The organism is Pseudoflavonifractor phocaeensis, from assembly GCF_021531815.1.
Lineage (GTDB): Bacteria > Bacillota > Clostridia > Oscillospirales > Oscillospiraceae > Lawsonibacter > Lawsonibacter phocaeensis_A.
Window position 1 is genome coordinate 85,042 of sequence record NZ_JADYUM010000007.1, and the last position, 15,665, is coordinate 100,706.

At 63.3% G+C, this 15,665-nt stretch carries 15 protein-coding genes; 11 read left to right on the forward strand and 4 right to left on the reverse strand.

The window, feature by feature from the left end:
• The first annotated feature begins 2 nt into the window (after positions 1-2).
• The 8 genes from ybaK to recD2 all read left to right on the forward strand — a co-directional run bounded on the left by ybaK (position 3) and on the right by recD2 (position 8,115).
• Positions 3-497, forward strand: a complete 495-nt coding sequence (gene ybaK, locus I6E42_RS06070; RefSeq protein WP_235371039.1) for a Cys-tRNA(Pro) deacylase — start codon at positions 3-5, stop codon at positions 495-497.
• A gap of 13 nt (positions 498-510) precedes the next feature.
• A complete protein-coding gene (locus tag I6E42_RS06075) occupies positions 511-834 on the forward strand; it encodes a TfoX/Sxy family protein (RefSeq protein ID WP_235371040.1) in 324 nt (107 codons plus the stop codon).
• Positions 835-899: 65 nt separating this feature from the next.
• Positions 900-1,319, forward strand: coding sequence for a transposase (locus I6E42_RS06080; RefSeq protein WP_235371041.1), 420 nt, complete (start codon positions 900-902; stop codon positions 1,317-1,319).
• Between the two features lie 102 nt (positions 1,320-1,421).
• A complete protein-coding gene (uvrA, locus tag I6E42_RS06085) occupies positions 1,422-4,247 on the forward strand; it encodes an excinuclease ABC subunit UvrA (protein WP_235371042.1) in 2,826 nt (941 codons plus the stop codon).
• 98 nt (positions 4,248-4,345) lie between these two features.
• Positions 4,346-4,876: a hypothetical protein gene (locus I6E42_RS06090; RefSeq protein ID WP_235371043.1), complete on the forward strand. Its 531-nt coding sequence runs from the start codon at positions 4,346-4,348 to the stop codon at positions 4,874-4,876.
• Positions 4,877-4,893: 17 nt separating this feature from the next.
• Positions 4,894-5,391 (forward strand): COG2426 family protein, encoded by a 498-nt coding sequence (locus tag I6E42_RS06095; RefSeq protein WP_235371044.1) that lies wholly within the window; start codon positions 4,894-4,896, stop codon positions 5,389-5,391.
• Positions 5,392-5,552: 161 nt separating this feature from the next.
• On the forward strand, positions 5,553-5,885 hold the full coding sequence (locus I6E42_RS06100; protein WP_235371045.1) for a hypothetical protein: 333 nt from the start codon (positions 5,553-5,555) through the stop codon (positions 5,883-5,885).
• Between the two features lie 19 nt (positions 5,886-5,904).
• A complete protein-coding gene (gene recD2 / locus I6E42_RS06105; protein WP_235371046.1) occupies positions 5,905-8,115 on the forward strand; it encodes an SF1B family DNA helicase RecD2 in 2,211 nt (736 codons plus the stop codon).
• A 52-nt stretch (positions 8,116-8,167) separates the two neighbouring features.
• On the opposite strand, the gene I6E42_RS06110 is transcribed toward recD2, so the two are convergent.
• The 3 genes from I6E42_RS06110 to I6E42_RS06120 all read right to left on the reverse strand — a co-directional run bounded on the left by I6E42_RS06110 (position 8,168) and on the right by I6E42_RS06120 (position 10,944).
• Positions 8,168-8,326, reverse strand: coding sequence for a hypothetical protein (locus tag I6E42_RS06110; RefSeq protein ID WP_235371047.1), 159 nt, complete (start codon positions 8,324-8,326; stop codon positions 8,168-8,170).
• A 235-nt stretch (positions 8,327-8,561) separates the two neighbouring features.
• Positions 8,562-9,521 (reverse strand): threonine ammonia-lyase, encoded by a 960-nt coding sequence (locus I6E42_RS06115; RefSeq protein WP_235371048.1) that lies wholly within the window; start codon positions 9,519-9,521, stop codon positions 8,562-8,564.
• Positions 9,522-9,594: 73 nt separating this feature from the next.
• The gene (locus tag I6E42_RS06120) at positions 9,595-10,944 is read right to left on the reverse strand and encodes a GH25 family lysozyme (RefSeq protein ID WP_235371049.1); all 1,350 of its coding nucleotides are present in this window, start codon (positions 10,942-10,944) and stop codon (positions 9,595-9,597) included.
• Positions 10,945-11,178: 234 nt separating this feature from the next.
• On the opposite strand from I6E42_RS06120, the gene I6E42_RS06125 reads away from it, so the two are divergent.
• The 3 genes from I6E42_RS06125 (at position 11,179) to I6E42_RS06135 (ending at position 14,661) form a co-directional block, all read left to right on the forward strand.
• Entirely contained in the window at positions 11,179-11,796 is a 618-nt protein-coding gene (locus tag I6E42_RS06125; RefSeq protein WP_235371050.1) for a DUF1643 domain-containing protein, read from the forward strand.
• A 59-nt stretch (positions 11,797-11,855) separates the two neighbouring features.
• On the forward strand, positions 11,856-13,472 hold the full coding sequence (locus tag I6E42_RS06130; RefSeq protein WP_235371051.1) for an NAD(P)/FAD-dependent oxidoreductase: 1,617 nt from the start codon (positions 11,856-11,858) through the stop codon (positions 13,470-13,472).
• Between the two features lie 124 nt (positions 13,473-13,596).
• Entirely contained in the window at positions 13,597-14,661 is a 1,065-nt protein-coding gene (locus I6E42_RS06135; protein WP_235371052.1) for an NAD(P)H-dependent flavin oxidoreductase, read from the forward strand.
• A 44-nt stretch (positions 14,662-14,705) separates the two neighbouring features.
• On the opposite strand, the gene I6E42_RS06140 is transcribed toward I6E42_RS06135, so the two are convergent.
• Positions 14,706-15,578, reverse strand: a complete 873-nt coding sequence (locus I6E42_RS06140) for a rhomboid family intramembrane serine protease (RefSeq protein WP_235371053.1) — start codon at positions 15,576-15,578, stop codon at positions 14,706-14,708.
• Positions 15,579-15,665 lie beyond the last annotated feature (87 nt).

Consider the following 15,665-nt stretch of genomic DNA (forward strand, 5'->3'; position numbering starts at 1 on the left):
CCATGGCAAAGCAGAAGGAAGAAAAAACCAACGTGATGCGGGTGCTGGAGCAGAAGAATATCCCCTACACCCCCCACACCTATCCCCATGAGGAGGGGGTGGCGGTGGACGGGGTGACCGTGGCCAGGAGTCTGGGCCAGGACCCGGAGACGGTGTTCAAGACCCTGGTGGCCCGGGGGGCCTCGGGGGGGCTCTATGTGTTCGATATCCCGGTGGGGGACAGCCTGGACCTGAAAAAAGCCGCCCGCGCGGTGGGGGAGAAGTCCATCGCCATGCTTCACCAGAAGGAGCTGCTGCCCCTGACGGGGTATGTCCACGGGGGCTGCTCCCCCGTGGGGATGAAAAAGCAGTACCCCACCGTCTTCCACGAGACGGCGGAGATCATCGACACCATTCTGGTGTCCGCCGGAAAAATCGGCTACCAGGTGGAACTGGCCCCCGCCGACCTCATTGAATTGGTGGGAGGAACAACCGCAGATCTGACCGTGGAGGGCTAAGAGGAGGTATTCCATGTCCAGCAGCCTTGATTTTGTGAACTATATCTGCGAACAGCTGGAGGGAGTGGGCGCCATCCGCTCCCGGAAGATGTTCGGGGAATACATGGTGTACGTCAACGACAAGCCGGTGGTCATGGTGTGCGACGACACGGTATTTGTCAAAGTACTGCCTTGCTTGTCCGAACTGCTGAAGGATCGGCCCACCGCCCCGCCCTACCAGGGCGCCAAGGACCACTATGTCCTGGATCCGGATGACCGGGACACCCTGCGCCGGGCGGCGGAATTGGCGGAGGAAGTTACGCCCCTGCCCAAGAGAAAGGCGAAGACGCGGGGATGAAGCAGGGCCCCAGAAAAACGATTCGCCTTCCCGGTTATGATTACAGCCGGCCTGGCGCATACTTTGTGACGATCTGCACCATAGGCAGAGAACCTCTTTTCTGGCGGGAGGTGCCCGTTGTAGGGCAAGGGCTCTGCCCGTGCCTGTCCTCCGCCGGGACCATTGCCCGGGAGGAACTGGAACAGCTGCCCATCCGGTTCCCCTCGGTGGTGATCGAACAATATGTGATCATGTCCGACCATATCCACCTGCTGCTGACCCTGAGGCAAGGGCAGAGCCCTTGCCCTACCTTGGGGGACGTGGTGGGAGCCTACAAATCCATTGTGACAAAAGGAATCAACCGGCTGTACGGAACACCTGGCACGAAGATATTCCAGCGCCGGTACTATGAGCATGTGATTCGCAATGAGGAGGATTTCCTGTCAACGTGGCAGTACATTCAGAGCAATCCTGCCCGCTGGCGGGAGAAATACCGGGAGCCATGAGGATACAGCTTCGCTTCCGGAGGCGCATCATATGTAGGGCAAGGGCTCTGCCCTTGCCTGTCCCGATTCACGCAATTTGGTGACGAGTAAGGAGAAACCGCTATGCACAGTCACATCATCGTCAAGGGAGCCCGGGTGAACAACCTGAAAAACATCGACGTGTCCATCCCGAGGGACAAGCTGGTGGTCCTCACCGGCCTGTCCGGGTCGGGCAAATCCTCCCTGGCCTTTGACACCATCTACGCCGAGGGCCAGCGGCGGTATGTGGAGTCCCTGAGCTCCTACGCCCGGATGTTTTTGGGCCAGATGGAGAAGCCCGACGTGGACTACATCGACGGCCTGTCCCCGGCCATCTCCATCGACCAGAAGACCACCTCCAAAAATCCCCGGTCCACCGTGGGCACCGTGACGGAGATCTATGACTACCTCCGTCTGCTCTGGGCCCGGGTGGGCACCCCCCACTGCCCCATTTGCGGCAAGGAGATCAAGCAGCAGACCATCGACCAGATCATTGACCAGGTGATGGCCCTGCCCGAGGCCACCCGCATCCAGGTCATGGCCCCCATCATCCGGGGGAAGAAGGGCGAGCACGTGAAGATCTTCGAGGACGCCCGGAAGTCGGGTTACGTCCGGGTCCGGGCGGACGGCTCTTTGTATGACCTGTCCGAGGAGATCAAGCTGGACAAGAACAAAAAGCATAACATCGAGATCGTGGTGGACCGCCTGGTCATCCGGGAGGACATCACCCGCCGGCTCACCGACAGTGTGGAGATCGCCTCCAATCTGGCCGGGGGCCTGGTGATCATCAACGTGGTGGGGGAGGACCGGGACATCCTGTTCTCTCAGAATTACGCCTGCGAGGACTGCGGTGTGTCCATCGAGGAGCTGACCCCCCGGATGTTCTCCTTCAACAACCCCTTCGGCGCCTGCCCCACCTGCATGGGCCTGGGTTCCCAGATGAAGCTGGACCCGGACCTCATTATCCCCAACAAGAACCTGTCTATCATCGAGGGGGCCATCACCGCCTCGGGCTGGAGCAACATCAAGTCCGACGGCATCTCCCGGATGTATTTCGAGGCCCTGGCCAAACGGTACAAGTTCAAGCTGAACACGCCCGTGAAGGACCTGCCCCCCGAGGTGATGGACGTCATCCTCTACGGAACCAAGGGGGAGAAGCTGACCCTCCACTACGACCAGCCCCGGGGCCAGGGCACCCTGTACCAGCCCTTCGAGGGCATTGTCAACAACCTGGAGCGCCGCTACCGGGAGACCCAGTCCGACGGGGTGAAGCGGGAGCTGGAGGAGTGCATGAGCGAGTGCCCCTGCCCCACCTGCAAGGGCCGGCGGCTGAAAAAAGAGTCCCTGGCCGTCACCGTGGGCGGATTGGACATCGACACCTACTGCCATAAGAGTATTACTGAGGCCTACGACTTCATGGACCGCCTGGAGCTGAACGAGACCCAGACCATGATCGCCGCCCAGATCTTGAAGGAGATCAAAAACCGCCTGGGCTTTCTGCGCTCCGTGGGCCTGCAGTACCTGACCCTGTCCCGGGAGGCGGGCACCCTCTCCGGCGGCGAGAGCCAGCGCATCCGGCTGGCCACCCAGATCGGCTCCTCCCTCATGGGGGTGCTGTATATCCTGGATGAGCCCTCCATCGGCCTGCACCAGCGGGATAACGACAAGCTGTTGGCCACCCTGAAGGAACTGCGGGACCTGGGCAACACCCTGCTGGTGGTGGAGCACGACGAGGATACCATGCGCGCCGCCGACTATATCATCGACGTGGGCCCCGGTGCGGGGGTCAACGGAGGCCGCATCGTGGCCGCCGGCACGCCGGAGGAGGTCATGAACACCCCCGGCTCCATCACTGGTGACTACCTGGCCGGGCGCAAAAAGATCCCGGTGCCCCAAGAGCGCCGGAAAGGAAACGGAAAGTATTTGAAAGTCTTCGGCGCGGCGGAGCACAACCTGCGCCATGTGGACGTGGCCTTCCCCTTGGGCACCTTCACCTGCGTCACCGGGGTGTCAGGGAGCGGAAAGTCCTCCCTGGTCAACGAGATTTTGTACAACAAGCTGGGGGCCGACCTGAACCGTACCAAGACCCGGGCAGGCAAGCACGACCGCATCGAGGGTGAGGAGTTTTTGGACAAGGTCATCAACATTGACCAATCTCCCATCGGCCGCACCCCCCGGTCCAACCCCGCCACCTATACCAACCTGTTCAACGACATCCGGGACCTGTTTGCCTCCACCCCCGACGCCAAGAGCCGGGGCTACGGACCGGGCCGCTTCTCCTTCAACACCAGGGGCGGCCGGTGTGAGGCCTGCCAGGGGGACGGCCTCATCAAGATCGAGATGCACTTCCTGCCCGACATCTACGTCCCCTGCGAGGTGTGTAAGGGCCGGCGCTACAACCGGGAGACCCTGGAGGTCAAGTACAAGGGCAAGAATATCTATGAGGTGCTGGAGATGACGGTGGACGAGGCCCTGCCCTTCTTCGAGAACCTGCCCCGGATCTACAACCGCCTGAAAACCCTGGAGGAGGTGGGCCTGGGCTATGTGAAGCTGGGCCAGCCCTCCACCGAGCTGTCCGGCGGCGAGGCCCAGCGGGTCAAACTGGCCACCGAGCTCAGCAAGCGCTCCACCGGTAAGACCATCTATATCCTGGACGAGCCCACCACCGGCCTCCACAGCGCCGACGTCCACAAGCTCATTGAGGTGCTCCAGAAACTGGTGGAGGCGGGCAATACCGTGGTGGTCATCGAGCACAACCTGGACGTGATCAAGACCGCGGACTATATCATCGACCTGGGCCCCGAGGGGGGCGACGGCGGCGGCGACATCGTCTGTACCGGGACCCCCGAGGAGGTGGCGCAGTGCGCCGCCTCCTATACGGGACAGTATCTCAAGAGGATGCTGGAGTGAGTTGAAATCAGAAATCAGGAGCTGCGGCGCCGCCTGCGGCGGCTTTTGAAGGGATGGCCATGAGCCGCCCGCCAGCAGAAAACAGAGAGGAAAAACAGATGGACGAGACATTGCTTTTGCTGCCCCTGGTGGGGGCGGAGTGGAAGGGACGCCGGGTGGCCTTTGGGGACTCACAGGCCCAGGTGGAGGAGATATTCGGCCCGGCCAACGCGGTGAAAAATTCCTGGTATTATTTCGATAACCGGCTCCGATTCGATTTCGACGCCGAGGGAAAGGTTGAGTTTATCGAGTGCGGCGGTTCGGAGGGTGGTTTGAAGCCCCTGATTTACGGCGCCCATGTGTTTGAGACAGATGCCGGCGCGCTGCTGGAGCTGTTGGAGCAGGAAAACGCGGGAGATGTGGACGACAGCGAGGCGGGCTATTGCTACGCCTTCCGGGACATCAGCGTGGGTGTTTACCGGGAGACCACCCCGGAGGATGTGGAGGAGATGATCGCCTCCATGCGGGCGGTGAAGGACAACGTGACCGCCCTGGTCAGCGGAGAGATCGCGGAGACAGTGGCGGCGGAGCGCCGCCGGGCCAGCCGCTGGGAGAGCATCGGGATCGGACGTCCCAACTACTACAGATAACATTTGAGGATCGATTTATGGAATTGTTACAATGGCTGACGGGCACCCTTCCGGGGAAATGTGTCTTTACCATGCTGGTATCCATGATACCTATTATTGAACTGCGGGGGGGCCTGCCCTTTGGCGTGGCCCTGGGCCTGCCCTATTATCTGGCCTTTCCGGCGGCGGTGCTGGGCAACCTGATCCCCACCCCCTTTATCATCGTATACATCCGGCGGATCTTTAAGCTGATGCGCCGCTACTTCCCGTCGCTCAACGGCCTGGTGGACAAGCTGGAGCGGAAGGCCCACCTGAAGGGACAGAAGGTGCTGAAATACCAGTATCTCGGCTTGTGGCTCTTTGTGGCCATCCCCCTGCCGGGGACCGGGGCCTGGACAGGTTCCCTGGCCGCCGCCTTTTTGGATATGCGGCTGAAAAAGGCCATGCCCGCCGTGGTGCTGGGGGTGCTGACCGCCGGGTGCATCATGCTGGCCCTGACCCATGTGGGCATCAACCTGTTTTCCGGCGCGGTGTAAATTTGCAGGGCAAGGGCAGAGCCCTTGCCCTGCATCACATGGGGTTCGGGCTCCATGGACAGCGAATAAAAATTTACCGCGCCTGTTTTTCAAAACCGTTCATAGTGGACCCAACACCCCGGAAAGCGTCTGAGCATAGGATGGCCCGGAGGTGTTGCTTTGTGGGACTGATGACAGACGTACTGCTGACGGCGCTGTGTGTGCTGGGGCTGGCCTTCCTGGCCTGGTGGCTGATGGGGCGGCTGCTCCGTCCCATTCCGGCCCCGGGCGTCCGGGCCCTGATCCCCGGCCGGGGCGGCGGAGAGGAATTGGAGCAGGCGGTGCGGGCCTTTATCTGGCTGCGGGGGCTGGGGCTGCTGGACTGTCCCATCGTCATCGCCGATGTGGACTTGACCCCCGAGGGCTGGGAGCTGGCCCTGCGGCTGACCGCCCGGTGGCCCGGCGTGATCTTGTGGCCGGCGGACCACCTGGCCGATTACATAGCCCAACACTGAGGAAAAGGAGGCGGCCCCAATGGAAGAAAAGACGGAACTCCAGCTGGCGGAGGGGACCGTCTCCGCCATCATCTATCAAAATGAGGAGAACGGCTACACTATCCTCCGTCTGGACGTGAAAGAGGAGGAAATGACGGCGGTGGGGACCATGCCGGGGGTCTCCCCGGGGGAGTACCTGTCCCTGCGGGGCCGCTGGGTCCGCCACGCCACCTACGGCCCGCAGTTCAAGGCCGAGACAGTGGAGCGCCGTCTGCCCCAGGGACTGAAGGAGATCTACCACTATCTGGCCTCCGGCGCAGTCAAGGGGGTGGGGAAGGCCACCGCCCGGCTGCTCATCGAGGAGTTTGGGGAGGAGGTCCTCAATGTCATCGAGGAACACCCGGAGCAGCTGACCCGGATCCGCGGCATCTCTCCCAAGCGGGCCCGGCAGATCGGAGACGTGTTCCGCCAGCAGATGGGGATGCGCCGCCTGATGGAGTTTTTGACGGCACACAACCTGCCTCTGGAGCTGGCCAGCCCCCTGCGCCGGGCCTATGGGGACGTGGCCCTGGAGGTGCTGACCGCCAACCCGTACCTGCTGGTGAACGAGGAGTTTCAAGTGGAATTTTCCCAGACGGACGGTCTGGCCCTGTCCCTGGGGGTGGGGGCCGAGGACCCTCAGCGGCTGGAGGCGGGGCTGATCTTTGAACTGGCCCACAACAATTTGAACAACGGCCACACGTTCCTGCCCCACCGGAAGCTGGTGGAGGCCACCGGCATGCTGCTGGAGGTCTCCGGGGAACTGCTGGAGGAATGTCTGGAGTCCCTGGCGGCCCGGGGAGAAGTGGAATGTGAGACGGTGGCCGGCCAGGAAGCGGTGTACCTGCCCGCCCTCTATGAGGCGGAGGTCTTCGTGGCCCAGCGGGTGCGGGAGATGAGCCGGGAGGAATTGACGCCCCCGGAGAGGCTGGACCGTCTGATCCGCCAGATCCAGCGGGAACAGGGCATCACCTACGCCCCCCAGCAGCGTCAGGCGGTGGAACTGGCCGCCAGCCGGCAGGTCGTGCTGCTCACCGGCGGTCCGGGCACCGGCAAGACCACCTGCCTGCGGGGGGTGCTGGCCCTGTTTGACGCCATGGGGCTGGAGACTGCCCTGGCCGCTCCCACGGGCCGGGCGGCCAAGCGGCTGGGAGAGCTGTGCGGCACCGAGGCCTCCACCATCCACCGGCTGCTGGAGACGGGCTTTGACCCCCACAGCGGCAAGCTGGTGTTCAACCATGACGCCTATGACCCCCTGCCCGCCGACGCGGTCATAGTGGACGAGACCTCCATGGTGGACCTGCCCCTGATGGCCGCCCTGCTGGGGGCCCTGCGGGGGGACTGCCGCCTGGTGCTGGTGGGGGACCCGGACCAGCTGCCCTCGGTGGGGCCGGGGAACCTGTTTGCCGACCTGATCCGCAGCAAGATCGTGCCCACTGTCCGCCTGACGGAGATTTTTCGCCAGGCGGCCCAGAGCGCCATTGTCCGCAACGCCCACATGGTCAATCACGGGGAGCTGCCCGACCTGCGGAAAAATGACAACGATTTCTTTTTCCTCTCCCGGCGGGACAGCCAGAGCGCTCTGGACACCATTGTGGACCTGTGCCGCCGACGCCTGCCCGAGCGCATGGGCATCCCCGCCGATCAGATCCAGGTCCTGTCTCCCACCCGGCGGCGGGGGACGGGGACCCGGGCGCTGAACCAGGCCCTCCAGCAGGCCTTGAACCCGCCCCTGGAGGGGAAGGGGGAGCGGCGCTTCGGCGACTGGGTCTTCCGGGCGGGGGACCGGGTGATGCAGGTGAAGAACAACTACGACATCCTCTGGCGGGAGGAGGGCGGCGTCCGGTCCGGCATGGGGATGTTCAACGGGGACATCGGGGTGATTCGCTCCATCGAGGGAGAGGTGGCCACTGTGGACTTTGACGGCCGGGTGGTGGAGTACACCCCAGACATGCTGGGAGAGCTGGAGCCCGCCTTTGCCGTCACGGTACATAAGGCCCAGGGCAGCGAGTACCGGGCGGTGATCCTGGCCGCCCTGGAGGGGGCGCCTATGCTCATGACCCGGGGGATCCTGTACACCGCCATCACCCGGGCCAAGGAGCTGTTCATCGTGGTGGGGGACCAGGGAGCGGTGGCCCGGATGGTGGCCAACGACCGCCAGGACAGGCGCTACTCCGGCCTCCGGGCCCGGCTGGCGGAACAGGAAGAATAAGAGGCGGCGGACGAACTTCACATTCGTCCGCCGCTTTTTTGCGCCATAGGCATCAGACAGCCGCCTGGGTCCGCTCCTTGTCCAGTTCCTCCTTCATAATGGGCTTCCACTCGTGGAAGGCGAAGTAGAGGGAGATGCCGAGGGTGAAGGGGACCATCCGAAGGCAGTTGTAGAATTCCCGTTTGGCTTCCTCATAGGCTTTGCTGTGCATGTGTCATTCCTCCCGATCAAAAGGTTTTCTGCCCACATTATACGGGAATGTGGGCGGGAGGGGGCGCTAATAAAAGGGACTGTTTTGTTCCGGTTTTGTTAAGAAAAACTGTGGGACAGAACGGGAAAAAACAGAATAAACAGGGGGAGATCACAAAAAAATCAGGAAATTCTCCAACAAATTAGCTCCGCTTTTCGAAAAAAGCGGAGCCAAGGAGACGTTAAGATTCTGTTGTTCAGGCCCGGGCCAGAAGCTGGGAGGCCAGGGTGGGGTCCACGTTGCCGCCGGACAGGACAAAGACAACCTTTTGCCCCTGCCGGACAGGCAGGGTCCCGGCCAGGGCGGCGGCCACGGGCAGAGCGCCCGAGGGCTCCACCGTCAGCTTGGCCTTGGTCATCAGCAGCACCATGGCCTGCCGGATGAAACCGTCCTCCACGGTGCACAGCCGGTCCACCCGGGCCTGGATCATGGCGAAGTTGTCCGGGTTGGCGTGGTCAGTGCGGGTGCCGTCGGCGATGGTGTCCACCTGCTCCAGGGCCACGGGCCGGCCGGCGGCCCGGCTGGCCGAGTACCGGGGAGCGCCGGCGGGCTCCACCCCGATGGTTTGGACCGACGGATTCAGCCCCTTGACCGCGGTGGACACCCCGGAGATCAGCCCGCCGCCGCCAATGGGGCAGGCCACCGCATCCACGCCGGGCAGGTCTTCCAGGATCTCCAGGCCGATGGTCCCCTGGCCGGCGGCCACATAGGGGTCGGCGTAGGGGTGGACGTTGACCATCCCGGCCTCCTCCACCAGCTGCTGGGCCCGGGCCTCCCGCTGGGAGGACAGGGTACCAACCAGCTCCACCTGGCCGCCGAAGGACTTTACCCCGGCCAGCTTCACCGGGTTGGCGTTGGTGGGCATGACGATGACGGCCTTTGCCCCCAGCCGCTGGGCGGCGCAGGCCACCCCCTGGGCATGGTTGCCGGAGGAGGCGCACACCAGCCCGCGTCCCAGCTCCTCCGGGGTCAGGGACAGGGCTTTGTTCATGGCGCCCCGGATCTTGAAGGCGCCCATGACCTGAAAACCTTCAAACTTTAAGTAGACCTCACAGCCCAGAGCCGCGTCCAGAGCGGGCATCCGAAGCAGTGGGGTACGGACGATGTAGGGAGAGATGCGGGCCTTGGCCTGTTGAACATCCTGGAGAGAGAGCATAGCAGTCCATCCTTTCTTCTGATACCTCTATTGAACCACCAACGGGGCGGTTTGGCAAGGGGAAAACAGCCCGTCACCAGGGCAGCAGGCGGAGGTTCAGGTCCGCCTTGCCCTGGATGCCGGCCACCTGGCCGGCGTCGGTGTACTGCCACATCTGGAAGTTGTAGTGGAAGTCGGGGGTGTCGCTGTATTGGGCCAGCCAGAAGGGGTACTGGGCCACCCCCTCCAAGTCGTAGAGCAGGTAGGCAATGTACTGGTTGAAATAGATCATGGGCTGGTAGCCCGCCTCCTCCACCAGGGTGCAGAAGGCGTTGGCGGCGGCGGTGAGGGTGGCGCTGTCCACGCCGTCGGTGCGGGCGGGGGCGTTGGAGATGTTCTCCCAGTCGAAGACCACAGGTCCGGTGATGTCGCAGTCCTTCAGCAGGTCCAGCACGAAACGGGCCTCCTCCTCCGCCTCCTCCACGGAGACGGCCTGGGAGAAGAAGTAGACGCCTGCCTCCAGCCCGGCGTCAGAGGCGCCGCGGATGTTGTCACGGAACCGGGTGTCCTCAAAGATGGTGCCGCTGTCCTTACCGTAGTACCGGCCTCCCGCCCGGATCATGGCGAAGTCTATGCCGTCTCCGGCCACGGCCTCCCAGTCGATGTCCCCCTGGTGGGAGGATACATCCACCCCTAGGGCGGGCTCTGCCCCCTGTCCGGTGTATGTCATCCGGCCGCCTGTATTCAGGAAGGCACCCTTGTCCCAGACGCTGGCCGGGACCCCGGGCAGGATGTCCAGGGTATGGGAGCCGAAGCGGATGTGGCTGGCGTACGCCTGGACCTGCCAGACGATGGCGCTGACCTCCGCCCGGGTGATGGAGGACTCCGGGCAGAAGACCCGGACCCCGTCCTGGATGCTGCCGTTCACGATGCCGCCCTGCTGCAGGGCGGTGACATAGCCGTCATCCACGTCGGCGAAGGGGGAGAAGCCGCCTTCGGCGGGCTCCAGCCCCAGGGCCTTGGCGGCCAGCTGGGCCACAAACAGCCGGGAGACGGCGCCGTTCAGGTCATCCGGTATCTCATCCCAGGTCAGCCAGCCCCGGCTGACGGCGTAATTGGCATAGCTGGCGGCGTAGTGGGCATCCTGGAGGGGCTCCAGATCGCCGCAGCCCGCGGCCTTCAGCACCATAACCAGAGCAGCGCCGGCGGAGATGGGGTCCTTGGGGCCGAACCGCCCGTCGGGGTAACCGGCGATCACGCCCTGGCTGTTCAGAACGGCCACAAAGGGATAGTACCAGTCCCCCTGGTTCACGTCGGAAAAGGGGGAGGTCCAGCCCTGGGGAACTGTGGGTTGGCCGGCGGCCAGGACAGGCTGGGCCAGCAGAGCGGCGGCCAGGGACAGGGAGAGAATGGGACGGCACAGCCGTTTCCGGGAGATATGCACGGGGAATGACCTTCTTTCTGATGTAATTGCTTCCATTATAGAACGGGATGGGCAGGAGGACAATGAAGGAACTGTAAATTTTCCAGGGAATATTGTCCAATTCAAAAAGAAAAAGCCGGATAAGGAAAAATGGGACTGCGGCGAAGAAACGGAAAGGGGACTTTTCCCTTGCGCCGGGATGGAATTGCTGGTATGCTGGTAGCGGAACACACACCGGACGGAGGAGAGACGGACATGCACATCCCAACTTGTGAAACGAACCTGCTGGAACTGGCGGATTTTGACCGGGCCCTGGAGGCGGCCAACCGCCCAAACCCGGATTATGATATTACAAAATGGCTTTATGTGCCGAATTATTACTCAGAGTACCGTTATATCCTGGGGACCCGGGGGGAAAAGCCCCTGATCTGCGTGGGCATCAATCCCTCCACCGCCGCCCCCGACGATCTGGATAACACCCTGAAATCGGTGGAACGGGTGGCGCTCCATAACGGCTATGACAGTTTCCTCATGTTCAATGTTTACGCCCAGCGGGCCACCGACCCGGACGACATGGAGCGGACCTACAACCAGGACCTCCACGCCCAGAATATGAAGGCCTTCGACTACGCCCTGTCTCTGGACAGGGGGGGCGCTCCGGCGGTGTGGGCCGCCTGGGGCACCATCATCGAGAAGCGGGACTACCTGCCCGGCTGCGTCCGGGACATGATCGCCCTGGGAAAAGCCCGGGGGGCCCGGTGGTACTCCGCGGGCAGGAAGTCCAAAAAGGGCCACCCCCACCATCCCCTGTACCTGCGGAAGGACAGCCTTCTGGAGCCCTTTGATGTGGAAGGGTATCTCGACCATATTTGATAAGAGGACTGGCCGCGGACCTGGGTGCCGCGGCCGGACCGGCCGTGAAAGGTGAGTTTATGATCCAAATCGGAAATTTGCCTCTGCCTGTGGGCGGAGATCTGGAGCAGCTGCGGAAGCGGGCGGCCAAGGCCCTGGGGGTGCGCCCCGGCGCCCTGGGGGAGCTGCATATCGTCCGCCAATCCATCGACGCCCGGAACAAGTATGACGTCCACTATGTGTACACCGTGGAGCTGTCCATGCCCGGAGCGGCGGGGCTGGTGAAACAGGCCCCGGGGAAAAACGTGAAGCTGGTGGAGCGGCAGCCCTACGGGTTCCCGGCGGTGGGGCGCAGGTCCCCGCTGCCCCCGGTGGTGGTGGGCATGGGGCCGGCGGGACTGTTTGCCGCCCTGTTTTTGGCCCGGAACGGCCTACCCTGCGTGGTGCTGGAGCGGGGGCGGGATGTGGACGCCCGGACGGCGGATGTGGAGCGGTTCTGGAACACGGGACTGCTGGATACCGCCTCTAATGTGCAATTTGGAGAGGGGGGCGCGGGCACCTTCTCCGACGGCAAGCTGACCACAGGGACCCACGACCCCAGGATCGGGGCGGTGATGGAGGCGCTGGTGGAGGCGGGAGCCCCGGCCGACGTCCGGTACTCCCACAAGCCCCACATCGGCACCGATGTGCTGCGGCAGGTGGTCAAGACCATTCGGCAGGAGCTCATCGCGCTGAGCTGCGACGTCCGGTTTGAGCACCGGCTGGCCGGACTGGAGATCCAGTGCGGCCAACTGACCGGGCTGCGGGTGGAGGGCCCCCAGGGCCCCTATGACCTGCCCTGTGACGCCCTGGTGCTGGCTCCGGGCCACTCGGCAAGGGACACTTTTGCCATGCTCCGGGATGCCGGGGTGCCCATGGAGAAGAAAAATTTCGCCATCGGGGTGCGTATTGAGCACAGCCAGGAGATGGTCAGCCGGCGGCAGTACGGCGCGGCCTGGGAGCAGCTGCCTCCCTCGGACTACAAGCTGGCCTGCCACCTGCCCGACGGCCGGTCCGCTTTTACCTTCTGCGTCTGCCCCGGAGGACAGGTGGTGGCCGCCGCCTCGGAGCAGGGGGGCGTGGTCACCAACGGCATGAGCCTCCGGGCCCGGGACGGGGTTAACATCAACGGCGGCCTGCTGGTGGGGGTGGGCCCCCAGGACTTCCCGGAGGACGATGTGCTGGCCGGTGTCCGCTTTCAGGAGCAGTGGGAGCGTGCGGCTTTCCGGCTGGGAGGCGGGGGCTTCCAGGCCCCTGCCCAGCGGGTGGAGGATTTCCTCCGGAAGCGGCCCTCAGAGGGGCCGGGCGCCATCCGGCCCACCTACCGGCCCGGCGTGGCTTGGACAGAGCTGGAGCCCTGCCTGCCCGGCTATGTCACCGGGACTTTGCGGCAGGCGATCCCGCTGCTGGACCGGAAGCTCCACGGCTTTGCCGATCCCGACGGGGTGCTGACCGGGGTGGAGACCCGGTCCTCCTCCCCGGTGCGGATCCTCCGGGACGAGGGGTTCCAGTCCCCCCTGCGGGGGCTGTATCCCTGCGGCGAAGGGGCTGGCTACGCAGGGGGTATCGTGTCCGCCGCCGTGGACGGCATCCGGGTGGCGGAGGCGGTGGCGGCGGGCCTGCAAAGTAGGTCACGACACGCCGACGCAGGAAAATGATGAACGTAAACCCCCGAACCGAACGGTTCGGGGGTTTTCATTGACAAAAATATATTTTGTGTTATCATGTAATAAGGTTTTAAAAAACCTATAAAGAGTTTTCCAAAATCCAAAGGAGAGAGCTATGGTTCAGATCAAAGATAAAATGCTGGAGCTCCCGGTCATCCAAGGCGGAATGGGTGTGGGAGTGTCGCTGGGCGGACTGGCGGGGGCGGTGGCGGCCTGCGGCGGGATGGGCTGCGTCAGCGCCGCCCACCCGGGATACCGGGAGGCGGATTTTCACAATGACCCCAACAGGGCCAACGTCCGGGCGTTAAAAGAGGAAATTGACAAGGCGCGGGCCATTTCCGGCGGCCGGGGACTGGTGGCGGTCAATCTGATGGTGGCCATGCGGCAGTACGCTCCCATGGTCCGGGCGGCGGTGGAGGGGGGCGCAGACGCCATTATCTCCGGCGCCGGCCTGCCCCTGGAACTGCCCGGATTGACGGCGGGCTCCAGCGTGGCGCTGGGCCCCATCGTGTCCAGCGGCCGGGCGGCCAAGCTGATTTTAAAGACCTGGGATAAAAAGTATGGTGTGACTGCGGATTTCCTGGTGATCGAGGGCTGCAAAGCGGGGGGCCACCTGGGCTTTAAGGAGGAGGACCTGCTGGCGGGGACGGCCCAATCTCTGGAGGAGATCCTGCCCCAGGTGCTGGCGGAGATTGCGCCCTACCAGGAGAAGTACGGCCATTCCATCCCGGTATTCGTGGCCGGAGGCGGGCTGACGGGACAGGACCTGGTCCGGTTCCGCGCCATGGGGGCGGCGGGCGTCCAGGCCGCCACCCGGTTCATCGCCACCGCGGAGTGCGACGCTTCCCAGGCCTATAAGGATGTCATCATCGGGGCGAAGAAGGAGGACGTGCGCATCATCCACAGCCCCGTGGGGATGCCGGGCCGGGCTATCCGCAGCCCTCTGGTGGAGCGGATGGAGGCGGGGGAACGCCGGGGCCCCGACTGGTGTGCCAACTGCATCAAGACTTGCGACCCGGCGCACACCCCTTACTGCATCACCCACGCCCTCATCGAGGCGGTGAAGGGCAACTGGGAGGAAGGGCTGTTCTTCTGCGGCGCGGAGGTGGAGGGGGTGGACCGTATGTCCACCGTGGCCCAGGTACTGGAGGAATACCGCGCCGCCTTGGAGCGGGCATGATAGAAAAAGTCCCCGGAGCGCTGTGCGCCCCGGGGACTTTTCACTTATTGCACATGGGTGTGGTTGTTGATGTGGTTCATGCAGTAGCAGTAGTAGCCGTTGCACTTGGAGCAGTAGCGGAATTCCATGTTGGGGTTGTCGGCGTCGGTGACGCCGCAGACAGCGCACTTGTGGAGGTAGCCCTTCCGCTGCTGGACCTCCTTTTGGGCTTTCTTGAAATTGATGGTCTGGGGATCTGCCCGGTGGGCGGCGCGGTCCCGGCCCCGGTGGAGGATGGATATCAGGTCGTCCCAGAAGAAGATGAAATAATTCAGGATGGCCACCAGAGGCATGAACGCGCCCAGGATATAGCCGGAGGTCAGGTAAAAGCCGAAGTCGTAGGCGAAGAAGAAGGCGTCCAGCCAGGCCATCCACTTGACCTTCAGGGGGATGATGCCGTAGAGGTAGACACGCATATCCGGGTAGAGGGTGGCGAAGGAGAAGAACATGGACATGTTGATGTAGTACATGCTCACCGACGCGCGAGTCACCAGACCGTACACCACGTTGAGCAGGATGCCGAGGAGGTAGAACACGTTGAAACGGGTGGTGCCCCAGTGCTGTTCCAGAGCGGTGCCGATCCAGTAGTAGAAGAACGTGGTGAGCAGGAACATCAAGAAGAAGGAGATCTGGACGGCGCCGCCGGTCCCCGCGCCGCTGACAGAGGGAACCAGCACAAAGGTGACCAGCCGCCAGATCTGCCCGGAGAAGATGGCGTTGAAATTGAAATAAAGCAGCCGGCTCACCATGCCGTTGGTGAGCATGTCCAGGAAATAGACGGCCACATTGCTGATGGCCACATACTTCATCAGGCCGGGAAGGCCGAAGTTGGGATGGTTATAGCAAAAGCGGTCCAGCCAGCGGGAAACGGCTCTCATGGACAGCCCTCCTTATTGCAAGTCATTCAAACAAAGTACATTGTACCCGTTTTTGAGAGGATTGTCTACGTCCAAAGTGTAAACAAT